The sequence below is a fragment of the Agromyces cerinus subsp. cerinus genome (genome assembly GCF_900142065.1).
Taxonomy (GTDB): domain Bacteria; phylum Actinomycetota; class Actinomycetes; order Actinomycetales; family Microbacteriaceae; genus Agromyces; species Agromyces cerinus.
Genome location: NZ_FSRJ01000003.1, coordinates 141,761 through 155,053 on the forward strand (window position 1 = coordinate 141,761; position 13,293 = coordinate 155,053).

At 66.4% G+C, this 13,293-nt stretch carries 12 protein-coding genes and 2 tRNA genes; 10 read left to right on the plus strand and 4 right to left on the minus strand.

Translation table 11 applies throughout. From position 1 onward, the window contains the following. Both rnpA and rpmH read right to left on the minus strand, forming a co-directional pair. Positions 1–372, minus strand: a complete 372-nt coding sequence (gene rnpA, locus BUR99_RS11125; RefSeq protein WP_074260462.1) for a ribonuclease P protein component — start codon at positions 370–372, stop codon at positions 1–3. 7 nt (positions 373–379) lie between these two features. Then, on the minus strand, positions 380–517 hold the full coding sequence (rpmH, locus tag BUR99_RS11130; protein ID WP_055854070.1) for a 50S ribosomal protein L34: 138 nt from the start codon (positions 515–517) through the stop codon (positions 380–382). A gap of 429 nt (positions 518–946) precedes the next feature. Between rpmH and dnaA the strand changes: the two genes are divergently transcribed. The 9 genes from dnaA (at position 947) to BUR99_RS11175 (ending at position 11,319) form a co-directional block, all read left to right on the plus strand. Further along, on the plus strand, positions 947–2,368 hold the full coding sequence (dnaA, locus tag BUR99_RS11135) for a chromosomal replication initiator protein DnaA (RefSeq protein ID WP_074260987.1): 1,422 nt from the start codon (positions 947–949) through the stop codon (positions 2,366–2,368). A 549-nt stretch (positions 2,369–2,917) separates the two neighbouring features. Further along, on the plus strand, positions 2,918–4,066 hold the full coding sequence (gene dnaN / locus BUR99_RS11140; protein ID WP_074260463.1) for a DNA polymerase III subunit beta: 1,149 nt from the start codon (positions 2,918–2,920) through the stop codon (positions 4,064–4,066). Positions 4,067–4,175: 109 nt separating this feature from the next. Next, positions 4,176–5,447 (plus strand): DNA replication/repair protein RecF, encoded by a 1,272-nt coding sequence (gene recF / locus BUR99_RS11145; protein WP_074260464.1) that lies wholly within the window; start codon positions 4,176–4,178, stop codon positions 5,445–5,447. Then, complete coding sequence (locus tag BUR99_RS11150; protein WP_143231606.1) at positions 5,440–5,922, plus strand: DciA family protein; 483 nt, start codon at positions 5,440–5,442, stop codon at positions 5,920–5,922. Before recF ends, BUR99_RS11150 begins: the two co-directional genes overlap by 8 nt. 123 nt (positions 5,923–6,045) lie before the next feature. Then, a complete protein-coding gene (gene gyrB / locus BUR99_RS11155; RefSeq protein ID WP_074260466.1) occupies positions 6,046–8,064 on the plus strand; it encodes a DNA topoisomerase (ATP-hydrolyzing) subunit B in 2,019 nt (672 codons plus the stop codon). Positions 8,065–8,146: 82 nt separating this feature from the next. Beyond that, positions 8,147–10,651 (plus strand): DNA gyrase subunit A, encoded by a 2,505-nt coding sequence (gene gyrA, locus BUR99_RS11160; protein WP_200802743.1) that lies wholly within the window; start codon positions 8,147–8,149, stop codon positions 10,649–10,651. Between the two features lie 6 nt (positions 10,652–10,657). Continuing rightward, positions 10,658–11,062 carry a DUF3566 domain-containing protein gene (locus BUR99_RS11165; RefSeq protein WP_074260467.1) on the plus strand — a complete coding sequence of 135 codons (405 nt, stop codon included), beginning with the start codon at positions 10,658–10,660 and terminating at the stop codon, positions 11,060–11,062. A gap of 65 nt (positions 11,063–11,127) precedes the next feature. After that, positions 11,128–11,201: transfer RNA gene (locus BUR99_RS11170), tRNA-Ile, on the plus strand. Positions 11,202–11,246: 45 nt separating this feature from the next. Continuing rightward, a tRNA-Ala gene (locus BUR99_RS11175) sits at positions 11,247–11,319 on the plus strand. Positions 11,320–11,385: 66 nt separating this feature from the next. On the opposite strand, the gene BUR99_RS11180 is transcribed toward BUR99_RS11175, so the two are convergent. After that, the gene (locus BUR99_RS11180) at positions 11,386–11,784 is read right to left on the minus strand and encodes a DUF1801 domain-containing protein (protein WP_143231607.1); all 399 of its coding nucleotides are present in this window, start codon (positions 11,782–11,784) and stop codon (positions 11,386–11,388) included. Positions 11,785–11,862: 78 nt separating this feature from the next. On the opposite strand from BUR99_RS11180, the gene BUR99_RS11185 reads away from it, so the two are divergent. Further along, the gene (locus BUR99_RS11185) at positions 11,863–12,312 is read left to right on the plus strand and encodes an NUDIX hydrolase (protein ID WP_074260469.1); all 450 of its coding nucleotides are present in this window, start codon (positions 11,863–11,865) and stop codon (positions 12,310–12,312) included. Positions 12,313–12,532: 220 nt separating this feature from the next. Here BUR99_RS11185 and BUR99_RS11190 read toward each other — a convergent pair whose 3' ends face one another. Then, positions 12,533–12,784: a hypothetical protein gene (locus tag BUR99_RS11190; RefSeq protein ID WP_074260470.1), complete on the minus strand. Its 252-nt coding sequence runs from the start codon at positions 12,782–12,784 to the stop codon at positions 12,533–12,535. Positions 12,785–13,293 lie beyond the last annotated feature (509 nt).

A 13,293-nucleotide genomic window follows, 5' to 3' on the forward strand; every position in this document is an offset into this window, starting at 1 on the left:
CTATTCGCCCTTCTCCTGCGCTGCGGCGGCCGGCACGCGTGCGCGCCGACGTTGGAGGGCGCCGAGTACCTCGGCACGGATCTCGTTCCAGTCGGCGAGGGACGCCGACGGCAGTGCTCGCACAACCACGTCGACATCGGAGATGCCGTCGCCGAGTGCCTCGTGGCAGACGGCCTTGAGCCGCCGGCGCACGAGATTGCGACGGACCGCGCCGCCGACCTTCTTCGAGACGATGAAGCCGAAGCGTGCGTCGGTGCCCGACTCCCGCGAGCGCACATAGCTCACGGTGTGGGCACCGGCGACCTTCGCACCTCGGCGCACGATGACTCGATAGTCGTCGGCGCTCGTGATGCGATTGGCTTTGGCGAGCACCGAAGAACTACGCGGAGAGCTCGGTGCGACCCTTGCTGCGGCGTGCCGACAGGATGGCACGGCCAGCGCGGGTGCGCATGCGGAGGCGGAAGCCGTGCTTCTTGGCGCGACGACGGTTGTTCGGCTGGAAAGTACGCTTGCTCATTCTTCTTCTCCGGCGTTCGGATCTCCTCGCCGAATTCGCTGGTTGCGTGAAGGCGGGAAAACTGGGTGCCCTTGACGGGCTGGGGTCAACTGATTAAAACTACGGCCTCAAGGGCTCGGGGTCAAACCGAACCGACATCGATACGGCCGCAGTTCAAAAGAGACAGTATCGCTCGAACCTCAGGATCGCCTGTGGAACGACACGCCCGCACTGTCGAATCCCTCAATCGGCATTTGTCGGGAGCGGCTTCCTCGGATAGCGTTTGACACCAGTTATCCCCAGCTTGGTGCGCGGATTCTCGGGCTTCTTCCGAAATCTCCCCACAGGCCGTGGACAACGCAGAGAACATGCGCCTCGCGCCGCTTGCTCCGTCGATCGGGGGATCGATGAGCGGCCCAGACGATGGCTACCGAATGAATGCGGGGAACGATGACAGAACAGCCCATCACGGATACGTGGGCGACGATCCTCGATCGGCTGTCAGACGACGACGCGATCACCCCGATGCTCCAGGGATTCCTGAACCTGGTCGAACCCAAGGGCATCGCGGCGGGCACCTTCTATCTCGAGGTGCCGAACGACTTCACCGCGAGCATGCTCAACCAGCGCATGCGGGTCTCGCTGCTGTCGGCGATGAGCGTGGTCGAGGCGCCCTCGCCCGTGACCTCCTTCTACGTCGTCGTCAATCCCGAGCTCGAAGAGGCGCGGGCCCCCGAGCCGCAGTCGCCGTTCGGCGATGACTCCATCGATCCGGTCGAGCTGCCGGCGTCGCCGCAGTCGGTCTTCGAGAACACGAGTCCCGTCGCATCACGCGACACGCGCCTGAATCCCAAGTACGCGTTCGAGAGCTTCGTCATCGGACAGTCCAACCGATTCGCCCATGCGGCGGCGGTCGCCGTCGCGGAGGCGCCGGCGAAGGCCTACAACCCGCTCTTCATCTACGGCGACTCGGGACTCGGCAAGACCCACCTCCTGCACGCCATCGGTCATTACGCGATGAGCCTGTACCCCGGCATCCGCGTGCGCTACGTGAGTTCCGAGGAGTTCACGAACGACTTCATCAACTCGATCGCGAACAACCGCGGTTCCCTCTTCCAGCAGCGCTACCGGAACATCGACATCCTGCTGATCGACGACATCCAGTTCCTGCAGGGCAAGGCGGAGACGCAGGAGGCGTTCTTCCACACGTTCAACACGCTGCACGATCACAACAAGCAGGTCGTGATCACGAGCGATGTGCCGCCGAAGCACCTCACGGGCTTCGAGGACCGCATGCGCAGCCGCTTCGAGTGGGGCCTCATCACCGACGTCCAGGCGCCCGACCTCGAGACGCGTATCGCGATCCTCCGCAAGAAGGCGCAGTCCGAGCGGCTCCAGGTGCCCGACGACATCCTCGAGTACATGGCGTCGAAGGTGTCGAGCAACATCCGCGAGCTCGAGGGCACGCTCATCCGCGTCACCGCGTTCGCAAGCCTCAACCGCACACCGGTCGACATGCCGCTCGTGCAGACGGTGCTGAAGGACCTCATCACGGATGACTCGGACAACGTCGTCTCGCCGGTCGACATCATCACGGCCACCGCCGACTACTTCAAGTTGACGGTCGACGACCTCTACGGTTCGAGCCGATCGCAGGCCGTGGCCACCGCCCGTCAGATCGCGATGTACCTCTGCCGGGAACTCACGAGCCTGTCACTGCCGAAGATCGGACAGCTCTTCGGCAACCGCGACCACACGACGGTCATGTACGCGAACAAGAAGATCTCGGAACTCATGAAGGAGCGACGCTCCATCTACAACCAGGTCACCGAGCTCACCGCACGCATCAAGCAGGTCAGCCGCTACCGCTGAGTTCGTCTCGGGCGTGGGCAAGCTCGGGTTCGCCGCGCTCGGGTTTCGACAGGCTCAGGTTTCGACAGGCTCAGGTTTCGACAGGCTCAACCGGCACAGGGGTGTTCGGCGCACCCGAAAACGGTCCGAATCGAGGTCTGCAGGGCCTGTGCAGGCCTCTGACGCCCGATTCCCACAGTTGTGGAGAACCTGTGGATTGTTAACGAGCAACCGCCCAGCGCCTGTTGAGACAGGGTGCTCGCCTGTGCAGAACAGTGTCATGCGTTCGGCATCGGCACGAGGCATCCGCTCACGAACCCACACACTGTGCACAGATCGGATGCCCCCGGATCAGCGTCGTTCCGCGGGTCTCCGAACACCATCCACAGTTTCCACAGCGGTTAACACTGTTAAGAGTTAAGGGTTTAAGCGGGGATTCCCACAACCTTGTGAATCGGGGCGCCTCGAGCAGCCGGCTCCGCCATGCGGTTCGTCATCGATTCGCCCTCGTTGGAGGGAACTGTGCGGATAGCATGGGAGCCACCCAGCGACATCCACGACGGGAGTACCGTGAAGTTCCAGGTCAACCGCGACGTCTTCAGTGAGGCCGTTTCCTTCGCCGTCAAACTGCTGCCTCAGCGCACCACGCTGCCGATCCTCTCGGGCGTATTGATCCAGGCGAACGCCGACGGCCTCGTGCTCTCCTCGTTCGACTACGAGGTCTCCTCGCAGACCGAGATCCAGGCCGACGTCGAAGAGCCCGGCACCGTGCTCGTCTCCGGCCGCCTCCTCGCCGAGATCGCCGGCCGCCTGCCGAACGCTCCCGTGCGCGTGTCGACCGAAGAGAGCCGCATCTCCGTGAGCTGCGGCTCGGCGAGCTTCACGCTGCTGTCGATGCCGGTCGAGGAGTACCCCTCCATTCCCGAGATCGGCGAGCAGTCGGGTGTCGTTCCGGCTGAGGAGTTCGCCGCAGCCGTCGCGCAGGTCGCCGTCGCCGCATCGCGCGACGACGTCACCCCGGTCATCACCGGCGTGCAGCTCGAGGTGCGCGAGAACAACCTCAGCCTCGTCGCCACCGACCGCTACCGCGTCGCAGTCCGCGAGCTCGACTGGGACGGCGGCGGCGTTGCGAGCGAGGAGTCCGTCACCGCGCTCGTCCCGGCCCGCACCTTGCAGGAGGTCGGCAAGACGTTCGGGCACTCCGGCACCATCTCGGTCTCGATCACGAGCCGCGACGACCGCGAGCTCATCGCGTTCAGCGCCGAGAAGAAGACGGTGACGTCGCTCCTCATCAAGGGCAACTTCCCGCCGGTGCGTCGTCTGTTCCCCGAGACGGTCGACAACTTCGCGGTCGTCAACACCGCCGAACTCATCGAGGCGACCCGTCGTGTCGCCCTCGTGCTCGAGCGCGAGGCCGCGCTTCGCTACAGCTTCACCGCCGACGGGCTGACCCTCGAGGCGATCGGCAGCGAGCAGGCCCAGGCCTCCGAGTCGATCGATGCGATCCTCACCGGCGACGACACGGTCGTCTCCCTGAAGCCGCAGTTCCTGCTCGACGGGCTCGGTGCCGTGCACTCGGAGTTCGTGCGCGTCTCCTTCACGAAGACCGAGAACCCCAACAAGCCGGGCCCCGTGCTCATCACGAGCCAGTCGTCGCGGGACCAGGCCGGCGCCGACAGCTATCGGTACCTGCTGCAGCCGAACCTGCTGCTGCGCTAGTCCGTCGTCACGGGCCGGGCCCGTCGTCGGCGGTGCGGGGTAGCGTGATCAATTGCGAATCCGTCGGCTCCGGGGCATCCGGATGCCCCGCTGCTGAAGGGAGCCCAGCGTGCACGTCGCCCGGCTCTCGCTGACCGACTACCGCAATTACGCGCGCGCCGAGCTCGAACTCGGCCCAGGTGCAACGGTGCTGGTCGGCCGCAACGGCCAGGGCAAGACCAACCTCGTCGAGGCGATCGGGTACCTCGCCACGCTCGGATCGCACCGGGTCTCGGGCGACCAGGCGCTCATCAGGGCGGGTGCCGATGCCGCGATCGTGCGGGCGCTGCTCTCGCACGGTGATCGTGAGCTGCTCGTCGAACTGCAACTGAACCGCCACGGCGCCAATCGGGCCCAGTTGAACCGCTCGGCCGTGAAGACCCGCGAGCTGCCGCGGTACGCGCACAGCGTGCTCTTCGCACCGGAAGACCTCGCGATCGTACGCGGTGAGCCCTCGGTGCGCCGGCGCCTGCTCGACGAACTGCTCATCCAGCGCACCCCTCGGCTGGCCGGGGTCATGGCCGACTACGAGCGAGTGCTGAAGCAGCGCAACTCCCTGCTGAAGAGTGCACGGGCGCGCGGACTCGCCGTCGAGAAGCTCACGACGCTCGACATCTGGGACGAACGCCTCGTCGCGTTCGGCTCCGAACTCATCGATCAGCGCCTCGCGCTCGTCGAGGAACTGCGCGACCCCCTGGCCGCGGCGTATCGCGCCATCGTCGACGCCGATCACGGGCCGGGCATGACCCCGCTGCTCTCGATCGACGGCGCCGATCCCGATGCCGACCCCGAGCAGGTGGTCGACTCGGCCGCCTCGACGGTCGGCACCCGAGAGCGGTTCGCCGAAGCGCTGCGCGTGCTCCGCCCGAAGGAGCTCGAGCGCGGCGTCACCCTCGTCGGCCCGCACCGCGACGACGTCGTGCTCCTCCTCAACGGGCTCCCGGCGAAGGGCTATGCGAGCCACGGCGAATCCTGGTCGTTCGCACTCGCGCTGCGCCTCGCCTCGGCTGAACTGCTGCGTCGCGACTCGATGACCGGCGACCCCGTGCTCGTGCTCGACGACGTGTTCGCCGAGCTCGACCGCCTGCGGCGCGAGCGACTGGCCCACGCGATCGCCGGATTCGAGCAGGTGCTCGTGACGGCGGCGGTGCTCGAAGACGTGCCGGCCCCGCTCACCGCCCGCATCGTGCACATCGCGGCCGGACGGATCGTCGACGGCGAGGGCGAGCTCGACTCCTCGACGCCGCCTGCCGCGACCGTCGCCGAGACCGTCTCCGTCTCCGCCACTGAGCCCGAGGCCGATGGAGCGCCCGACACGGAGACCGAGGCCGCCGATGTCTGAGGCCTCCCGCGTCTACCAGCACTTCCGCGAGATCTTCGGCGGCGAGCCCCGCACGCGCACCGGCCGTCCGGGCAGGGTTCGCACGCGCGAGACATCCGGCAGCGAGCCCTTCAGCCCGGGCCGCGACCCGAAGCCGCTCGGCGACACCATCGACTCCCTCAGTGCGCAGCTCGGCTGGAGCGGCCCGTTGTCGCAGCACGACGTGCTCGCGTCGTGGGCGGAGATCGCGGGGGAGGAGACCGCGCGGCACACCGAACCCATCGCGATCGAGGGCGGCGTGCTGCAGGTCCGGTGCGAGTCGACGGCGTGGGCGACGCAGCTCCGCATGATGCGCACGCAACTCGTCACCGAGATCACGACGAGATTCCCCGGAGCAGGGGTCGACACGATCCGCTTTCAGGGGCCGGATGCCCCCACCTGGAAAAAGGGTCCCAGATCGGTTCCAGGGCGCGGTCCACGCGATACCTACGGCTAGGCAGGCAAATTCGGTCACTGGGAACCTGAAATCGCCCCAGAACGGCGCTTCGAGGCTTGCGCCGACCCTCGATTTGATAGGATCGAGAGTCGCCAGAATGACGGTCAGGAGCCCGATTCACACATGACAGCGGAACCGACGAAGCCCCAGCAGACACCGGCATACGGTGCTGATGAGATCCAGGTCCTCGAGGGGCTCGAAGCGGTTCGCAAGCGGCCGGGTATGTACATCGGCTCGACGGGTCCCCGAGGCCTGCACCATCTCGTCTCCGAGATCGTCGACAACTCGGTCGACGAAGCGCTTGCGGGCCATGCCACCACCATCGACGTGACGATCCTGCCCGATGGCGGTGTGCGCGTCATCGACGACGGCCGCGGCATGCCGGTCGACATCCACAAGACCGAGGGCCGCTCGGCGGTCGAGGTCATCCACACCGTGCTGCACGCCGGCGGCAAGTTCGGTGGCGGCGGCTACGCGGTCTCCGGCGGGTTGCACGGCGTCGGAGCATCCGTCGTCAATGCGCTCTCGACGAAGTTCGATGTCGCCGTGCGCCGCCAGGGCCACGTGTGGCGCCAGTCGTACACGATCGGCGTGCCCGATGCACCGCTCTCGAAAGACGAGCCGAGCGACGAGACCGGCACGACCACCACGTTCTGGCCGAGTCCCGACATCTTCGAGACCATCGAGTTCGACTACGAGACGTTGCGCGCCAGATTTCAGCAGATGGCCTTCCTCAACAAGGGCCTGCGCATCAGCCTGACCGACGAGCGCGTCGGCCACGTCGAGATCGACCCCGACGACACGGCGGCGAATGATGCGGATGGCGCGACTCCCGGTCAGCGTACCGACACGTTCCTCTACGAGCGCGGCCTCGTCGACTACGTCGAATACCTGAACCGCTCGAAGAAGTCCGATGTCGTGAACGACGAGATCATCTCGTTCGAGACCGAAGACACCGAGCGCAAGATCGCGCTCGAGGTCGCGATGCAGTGGACGACGTCGTACACCGAGTCGGTGCACACGTACGCGAACACCATCAACACGCACGAGGGCGGCACCCACGAAGAGGGGTTCCGTTCGGCACTCACGACGCTCGTGAACAAGTACGCCCGCGAGAAGGGCATCATCAAGGAGAAGGACGACAACCTCTCCGGCGACGATGTGCGCGAGGGTCTCACCGCGGTCATCTCGGTGAAGCTCGCCGAACCGCAGTTCGAAGGCCAGACGAAGACGAAGCTCGGCAACACCGAGGTCAAGTCGTTCGTGCAGAAGGTCACCTCCGACCAGCTCGGTGACTGGTTCGAGCGCAACCCGACTCAGGCTCGCGACATCATCCGCAAGGCGATCCAGGCGGCGACCGCTCGCCTGGCCGCACGCAAGGCGCGTGAGGCGACCCGGCGCAAGGGCCTGCTCGAGTCGGGCGGCATGCCCGGCAAGCTCAAGGACTGCTCGTCGAAGGACCCGTCGATCTCCGAGATCTTCATCGTCGAGGGCGACTCGGCCGGCGGCTCCGCCGTGCAGGGCCGCAACCCCGAGACGCAGGCGATCCTGCCGCTGCGCGGCAAGATCCTGAACGTCGAGAAGGCCCGCCTCGACCGCGCCCTCGCCAACAACGAGGTGCAGGCGATGATCACGGCGTTCGGCGCCGGCATCGGCGAGGACTTCAACACCGAGAAGGCGCGCTACCACAAGATCGTGCTCATGGCCGATGCCGACGTCGACGGCCAGCACATCACGACGCTGCTGCTCACGCTGCTGTTCCGCTACATGCGCCCGCTCATCGAGCTCGGCTACGTGTACCTCGCGCAGCCGCCGCTGTACCGCCTGAAGTGGACCAACTCCGACCACGAGTACGTCTACTCCGACAAGGAGCGCGACGCGCTGCTCGCCGCCGGCATCGCCGCAGGCAAGCGCATCCCGAAGGACAACGGCGTGCAGCGCTACAAGGGTCTCGGTGAGATGAACCACCAGGAGCTGTGGGAGACCACGATGAACCCCGAGACCCGCACGCTGCTGCAGGTCACCATGGATGACGCGGCCGCCGCCGACGAGATCTTCTCCACCCTGATGGGCGAAGACGTCGAGAGCCGCCGCAACTTCATCCAGAAGAACGCGAAGGACGTGCGTTTCCTTGACATCTGATGTGATCAACCCCGGCGGCGACGACATCGTCGAGGGCCCCGGCATCCACGGCAAGATCGACCAGGTCGATCTGCAGCTCGAGATGCAGCGCTCGTACCTCGACTACGCGATGAGCGTCATCGTCGGGCGCGCACTGCCCGACGTGCGCGACGGCATGAAGCCCGTGCACCGCCGCGTCATCTACGCGATGTACGACGGCGGTTACCGCCCCGACCGCGCCTTCTCGAAGTGCGCCCGCGTCGTCGGCGACGTCATGGGCCAGTTCCACCCGCACGGCGACACGGCGATCTACGACGCGCTCGTGCGCCTCGTGCAGCCGTGGAGCCTGCGCTACCCGCTCGCGCTCGGCCAGGGAAACTTCGGTTCCCCGGGCAACGACGGCGCGGCCGCCCCGCGATACACCGAGACGAAGATGGCTCCGCTCGCGCTCGAGATGGTGCGCGACATCGAGAAGGAGACCGTCGACTTCCAGGACAACTACGACGGTCGCACGCAGGAGCCGTCGATCCTGCCGGCACGGTTCCCGAACCTGCTCGTCAACGGCTCGGTCGGCATCGCCGTCGGCATGGCGACGAACATCCCGCCGCACAACCTGCGCGAAGTGGCATCCGGCGCGCAGTGGTACCTCGAGCACCCCGAGGCCTCGCGCGAGGAGCTCCAGGAAGCGCTGATCCAGCGCATCAAGGGACCCGACTTCCCGACCGGGGCGCAGATCCTCGGCGTCAAGGGCATCAACGACGCGTACCGCACGGGTCGCGGCTCGATCACGATGCGCGCCGTCGTCTCGGTCGAGGAACTGCAGGGTCGCACCTGCCTCGTCGTCACCGAACTGCCCTACCAGGTCAACCCCGACAACCTCGCGATCAAGATCGCCGACCTCGTGAAGGACGGCAAGGTCGGCGGCATCGCCGACATCCGCGACGAGACCTCGGGCCGAACCGGCCAGCGCCTCGTGATCGTGCTGAAGCGCGATGCCGTCGCCAAGGTCGTGCTGAACAACCTGTACAAGCACACCTCGCTGCAGGAGAACTTCGGCGCGAACATGCTCGCGATCGTCGACGGCGTGCCGCGCACGCTCTCGATCGACGGCTTCATCGCGCACTGGGTCGACCACCAGATCGAAGTGATCGTGCGCCGCACGCAGTACCTGCTGCGTGAGGCCGAGGCCCGCATGCACATCCTGCGCGGTTACCTCAAGGCGCTCGACGCGCTCGACGAGGTCATCGCACTGATCCGTGCGTCGGCGACCGTCGACGACGCTCGCGACGGGCTCAAGAACCTGCTCGAGATCGACGACATCCAGGCCGACGCCATCCTCGCGATGCAGCTCCGTCGTCTCGCGGCGCTCGAGCGCCAGAAGATCATCGACGAGGCCGAGACGATCCAGGCCGAGATCACCGACTACCAGGACATCCTGGCCCGCCCCGAGCGCCAGCGCACGATCGTCTCGACCGAGCTCGCCGACATCGTCGCGAAGTACGGCGACGAGCGGCGCACGCACATCATGCCGGGCTTCGACGGAGACATGTCGGTCGAAGACCTCATCCCCGAAGAGGAGATGGTGGTCACCGTCACGCGCGGCGGCTACGTCAAGCGCACGCGCAGCGACAACTACCGCTCGCAGCACCGCGGCGGCAAGGGAGTCAAGGGCGCCCAGCTGCGCGCCGACGACGTCGTCGAGCACTTCTTCGTCACGACGACCCACCACTGGCTGCTGTTCTTCACGAACATGGGCCGCGTCTACCGGGCGAAGGCGTACGAGATCCAGGAGGCCGGACGCGACGCGAAGGGCCAGCACGTCGCGAACCTGCTCGAGATGCAGCCCGACGAGCAGATCGCCGAGATCCTCGACATCCGCGACTACAGCGTTGCCCAGTACCTCGTGCTGGCGACCCGCGAGGGCCTCGTCAAGAAGACCGAGCTCACCGCGTACGACACGAACCGCTCTCGCGGCGTCATCGCGATCAACCTACGTGAAGGCGACGAGCTCGTTTCGGCGATGCTCGCCGATGAGCACGATGAGATCCTCCTCGTCTCGAAGAAGGGCATGTCCCTGCGCTTCGAGGCGACGGATGAGGCGCTCCGGCCCATGGGTCGCTCGACCTCGGGTGTGAAGGGCATGTCGTTCCGTGCGGGCGACCAGCTGCTCGAGGCATCCGTCGTCGCCGCGTCGCTCACCGACGGTGCCGAGGCCGAAGAGGCCGAGGCGAGCGCGGGAGACGAGGCCAGATACGTCTTCGTGGTCACCGAGGGCGGGTACGCGAAGCGCACCGCGGTCGACCAGTACCGTCTGCAGAACCGAGGCGGTCTCGGCATCAAGGTGGCCAAGTTGAACGAGGATCGAGGCGACCTCGCGGGCGCCCTGATCGTCGGTCGCGACGACGAGGTGCTTGTGGTTCTTGCCAGCGGCAAGGTGGTACGCTCTGACGTCGCCGAGGTTCCCGCCAAGGGCAGGGACACGATGGGCGTCGTGTTCGCGAAGTTCGCGAACGACGACCGGATCATCGCCATCGCGAAGAATTCCGAACGGAATCTCGTGGAGGAGGCCGCAGAGTCCGAAGCGGCCGAGCCCGCGCGAGAGGAGTAACCCTACATGAGTAGCGTCGCCGAGAAGCTGGCCCGCAAGTCCAACCGCAAGACCCCTGCCAAGCAGGTGCGCCTTCGTCTGGTCTACATCGACTTCTGGTCGGCGGTGAAGCTGTCCTTCCTCGTCGCGGTCTGCCTCGCGGTCGTCAGCATCGTCGCCACCTTCCTCATCTACACCGTGTTGAACTCGACCGGCATCTTCGGCAAGATCAACGAGCTCGTGCAGGACGTTGCGGGCACGGGCGGCGATCTCACGTCGATCCTGTCGCTCGGCAACGTCATGGGCTTCGCCGTGGTCGCTGCGCTCCTGAACCTCGTGGTCACGACGGCGCTCGGCGCCATCATCGCGGTGCTCTACAACCTGAGCGTCAAGATCACGGGCGGCATCCTCGTCGGTTTCACCAACAACTGACGCCGCGTTCGGCCCGATTCGGAGATTCCTGCCGCGTCCGGTAGTGTTTCCTCTGGCCGAAATTCGGGGATATAGCTCAGGCGGTTAGAGCGCTTCGCTGATAACGAAGAGGTCCGAGGTTCAAGTCCTCGTATCCCCACTGTGAACAATTCAATATGAAGAACGGATGCCTCGGCATCCGCTCGGGGCCTTAGCTCAGTTGGTAGAGCGCCTGCTTTGCAAGCAGGATGTCAGGAGTTCGAATCTCCTAGGCTCCACAGTTTCCCACTTGGCGTCACTCGATACCCGCACCTCGCAGCGATCCGGCGTTCGACTCGACTCCGTCACAGCCGCAGCCAGCGTTCGATGAGCACGACGATCTCATCGCGATGTGCGTCGATCTCGGCCGGGTCGAGTGCGATCACGCCGCGGTCGGCCGCCGCCCAGCGCACCAGGCCGGTGTCGTCCTCGAAGCTGAAGCCCTCGGAATCGACGATCTTCACGCCCCGGTGCATCACGATGCGCACCTTTCCGCGCGGGTCGGTGCCGACCGTGACTCGATCGACGCCGTCGAGCGCATAGTTCGGGCCGTTCCATTTGATGTTCTCGACGGCGCCGGCGGGCGCGACGCCGCGGATGCCGTCTCGGAGTCGCGCGAGCGTGCCCGCAAGATCCGTGGGCAGGCCGTCGAGATATCGATCGACTTCGGGTGACGCGGCGATCATGTTCGACGCCTCGGCCATCGTGACGCTCCGTTCGCTCGGTGCCTCGACCATAGCGGCGCTGGGCCGGCTCGTCGATGCCCCCGCTACAGTGTGCTGATGGACATCCGCATCGCTGCGTACGGGGTCATCATCCACGAGGGCCGGATCCTGCTCTCGCACTGGAACGAGCACGGTCGCTCCGGCTGGACATTGCCCGGTGGCGGCATCGAGGGCGCCGAGCACCCGGTTGTGGCGGCTCGGCGGGAGATCTTCGAGGAGACGGGGTACGAGGCATCCGTCGACCGTCTGCTCGGCATCGACACCATGGTCGTGCCGACGTCGAAGCGTCACACGGGTGCCGCGCCCCTCTACGCGATGCGCGTCATCTATCGGGCGAGCGTGGTCGGCGGGGAACTCCGCAACGAGGTCGACGGCTCGAGCGACGAGGCCCGCTGGTTCGCGCTCGACGAGGTGCCGCGCCTCAAGCGCGTGAGCCTCCTCGACATCGCGCTGCGGCTGAATGCCGCAGAACCGGCCGATGGCGTGCCGCCGTCGGTTCAGGAGTAGCAGCCAGGCCAGGGGTTCCGCGCTCCGGGATCCGGGCTCCGCGGAACGCACGGGATGCACTCGCGGCCGTGTCGCCGACGTTCCGGCCGTCGTGGCCGAACCGTTCGCGACACGGCCGCGAGTGGCCGAGCTCCCCGCGGGTCGGCGTCATCGCGTGATTCGCGACGCCGACCTGCGGGGGCCTGGCTGGTGTGTTGCTGTCGATGTTGTGCATGGTCGCTCAGATCAGCGGCTGTGCCATCAGGGTGATGCGCCGGAACTCGTCGGCCTGCAGGCGTGCTGCGGCCTGTTCGTTCCTGCGGCGTTCGGCGGTCGCCGAGTGCGTGCGCTGTTCGTCCCGACGACGGCTCCAGGAGAGGAGTGCGTGGGCCGCGCGGCGTGCGAGGCGATCGCTCATCTGTCGCGCGTCTGCGCGGAGGGTGACGGCCTGCACCTGTGCGGTGCGGCCGGCGGAGATGGTGCTCGTATTCACGGTGATTCCTTCTGGGTGTGGTGGTGCGATGGGGTGATGCAAGTGGCGGATCGGTCGGAGCCGCCGGAGTCCGGCCCGAACCGCGTCTGCGGAACCGGTCGGCACAGGGATCGCGTCTGGAGGCGATCGGTGCGAGCCCGACGAGCGGGCTCGGTGCAGCGCAGGACGGCGAGTGCCGTGCAGCGCGTCCGCGGAGGCGTGAGCCGGAGACATCCGCTCGCTTCACAGGAAGCGGCCGGCGACGAGGTCGCAGACGGATGTGCGGCAGGAGCCGCTGGGTCACGCCCGAGGGGCGGAGTGGACGATCAGGCGCGAACGCGCGAGACGTCGAGGCGAACTGCTAGCAGGCCCGAGGCGCGAGGAGGACTCCCGTGTGGGCCGCAGTAAATGCTGGCGTGAAGATGTGCTTCATCATGGGTATCAACTCCTCTCTGCATTGCGTATTCGACAACGGTTTTAGACACTAGCGGGATTCTCACGCCAACCGCAAGGCGTTTTCACAGATTCGT

Bases quoted from the DNA above. Each gene is read 5' to 3' on its own strand.
- BUR99_RS11180 (WP_143231607.1), bottom strand. From the start codon at position 11,784: ATGGCCGAGGCGTCGAACATGATCGCCGCGTCACCCGAAGTCGATCGA.
- dnaA (WP_074260987.1), top strand. From the start codon at position 947: ATGACAGAACAGCCCATCACGGATACGTGGGCGACGATCCTCGATCGG.
- rpmH (WP_055854070.1), bottom strand. From the start codon at position 517: ATGAGCAAGCGTACTTTCCAGCCGAACAACCGTCGTCGCGCCAAGAAG.
- BUR99_RS11150 (WP_143231606.1), top strand. From the start codon at position 5,440: ATGTCTGAGGCCTCCCGCGTCTACCAGCACTTCCGCGAGATCTTCGGC.
- gyrA (WP_200802743.1), top strand. From the start codon at position 8,147: ATGCAGCGCTCGTACCTCGACTACGCGATGAGCGTCATCGTCGGGCGC.
- BUR99_RS11165 (WP_074260467.1), top strand. From the start codon at position 10,658: ATGAGTAGCGTCGCCGAGAAGCTGGCCCGCAAGTCCAACCGCAAGACC.
- BUR99_RS11185 (WP_074260469.1), top strand. From the start codon at position 11,863: ATGGACATCCGCATCGCTGCGTACGGGGTCATCATCCACGAGGGCCGG.
- gyrB (WP_074260466.1), top strand. From the start codon at position 6,046: ATGACAGCGGAACCGACGAAGCCCCAGCAGACACCGGCATACGGTGCT.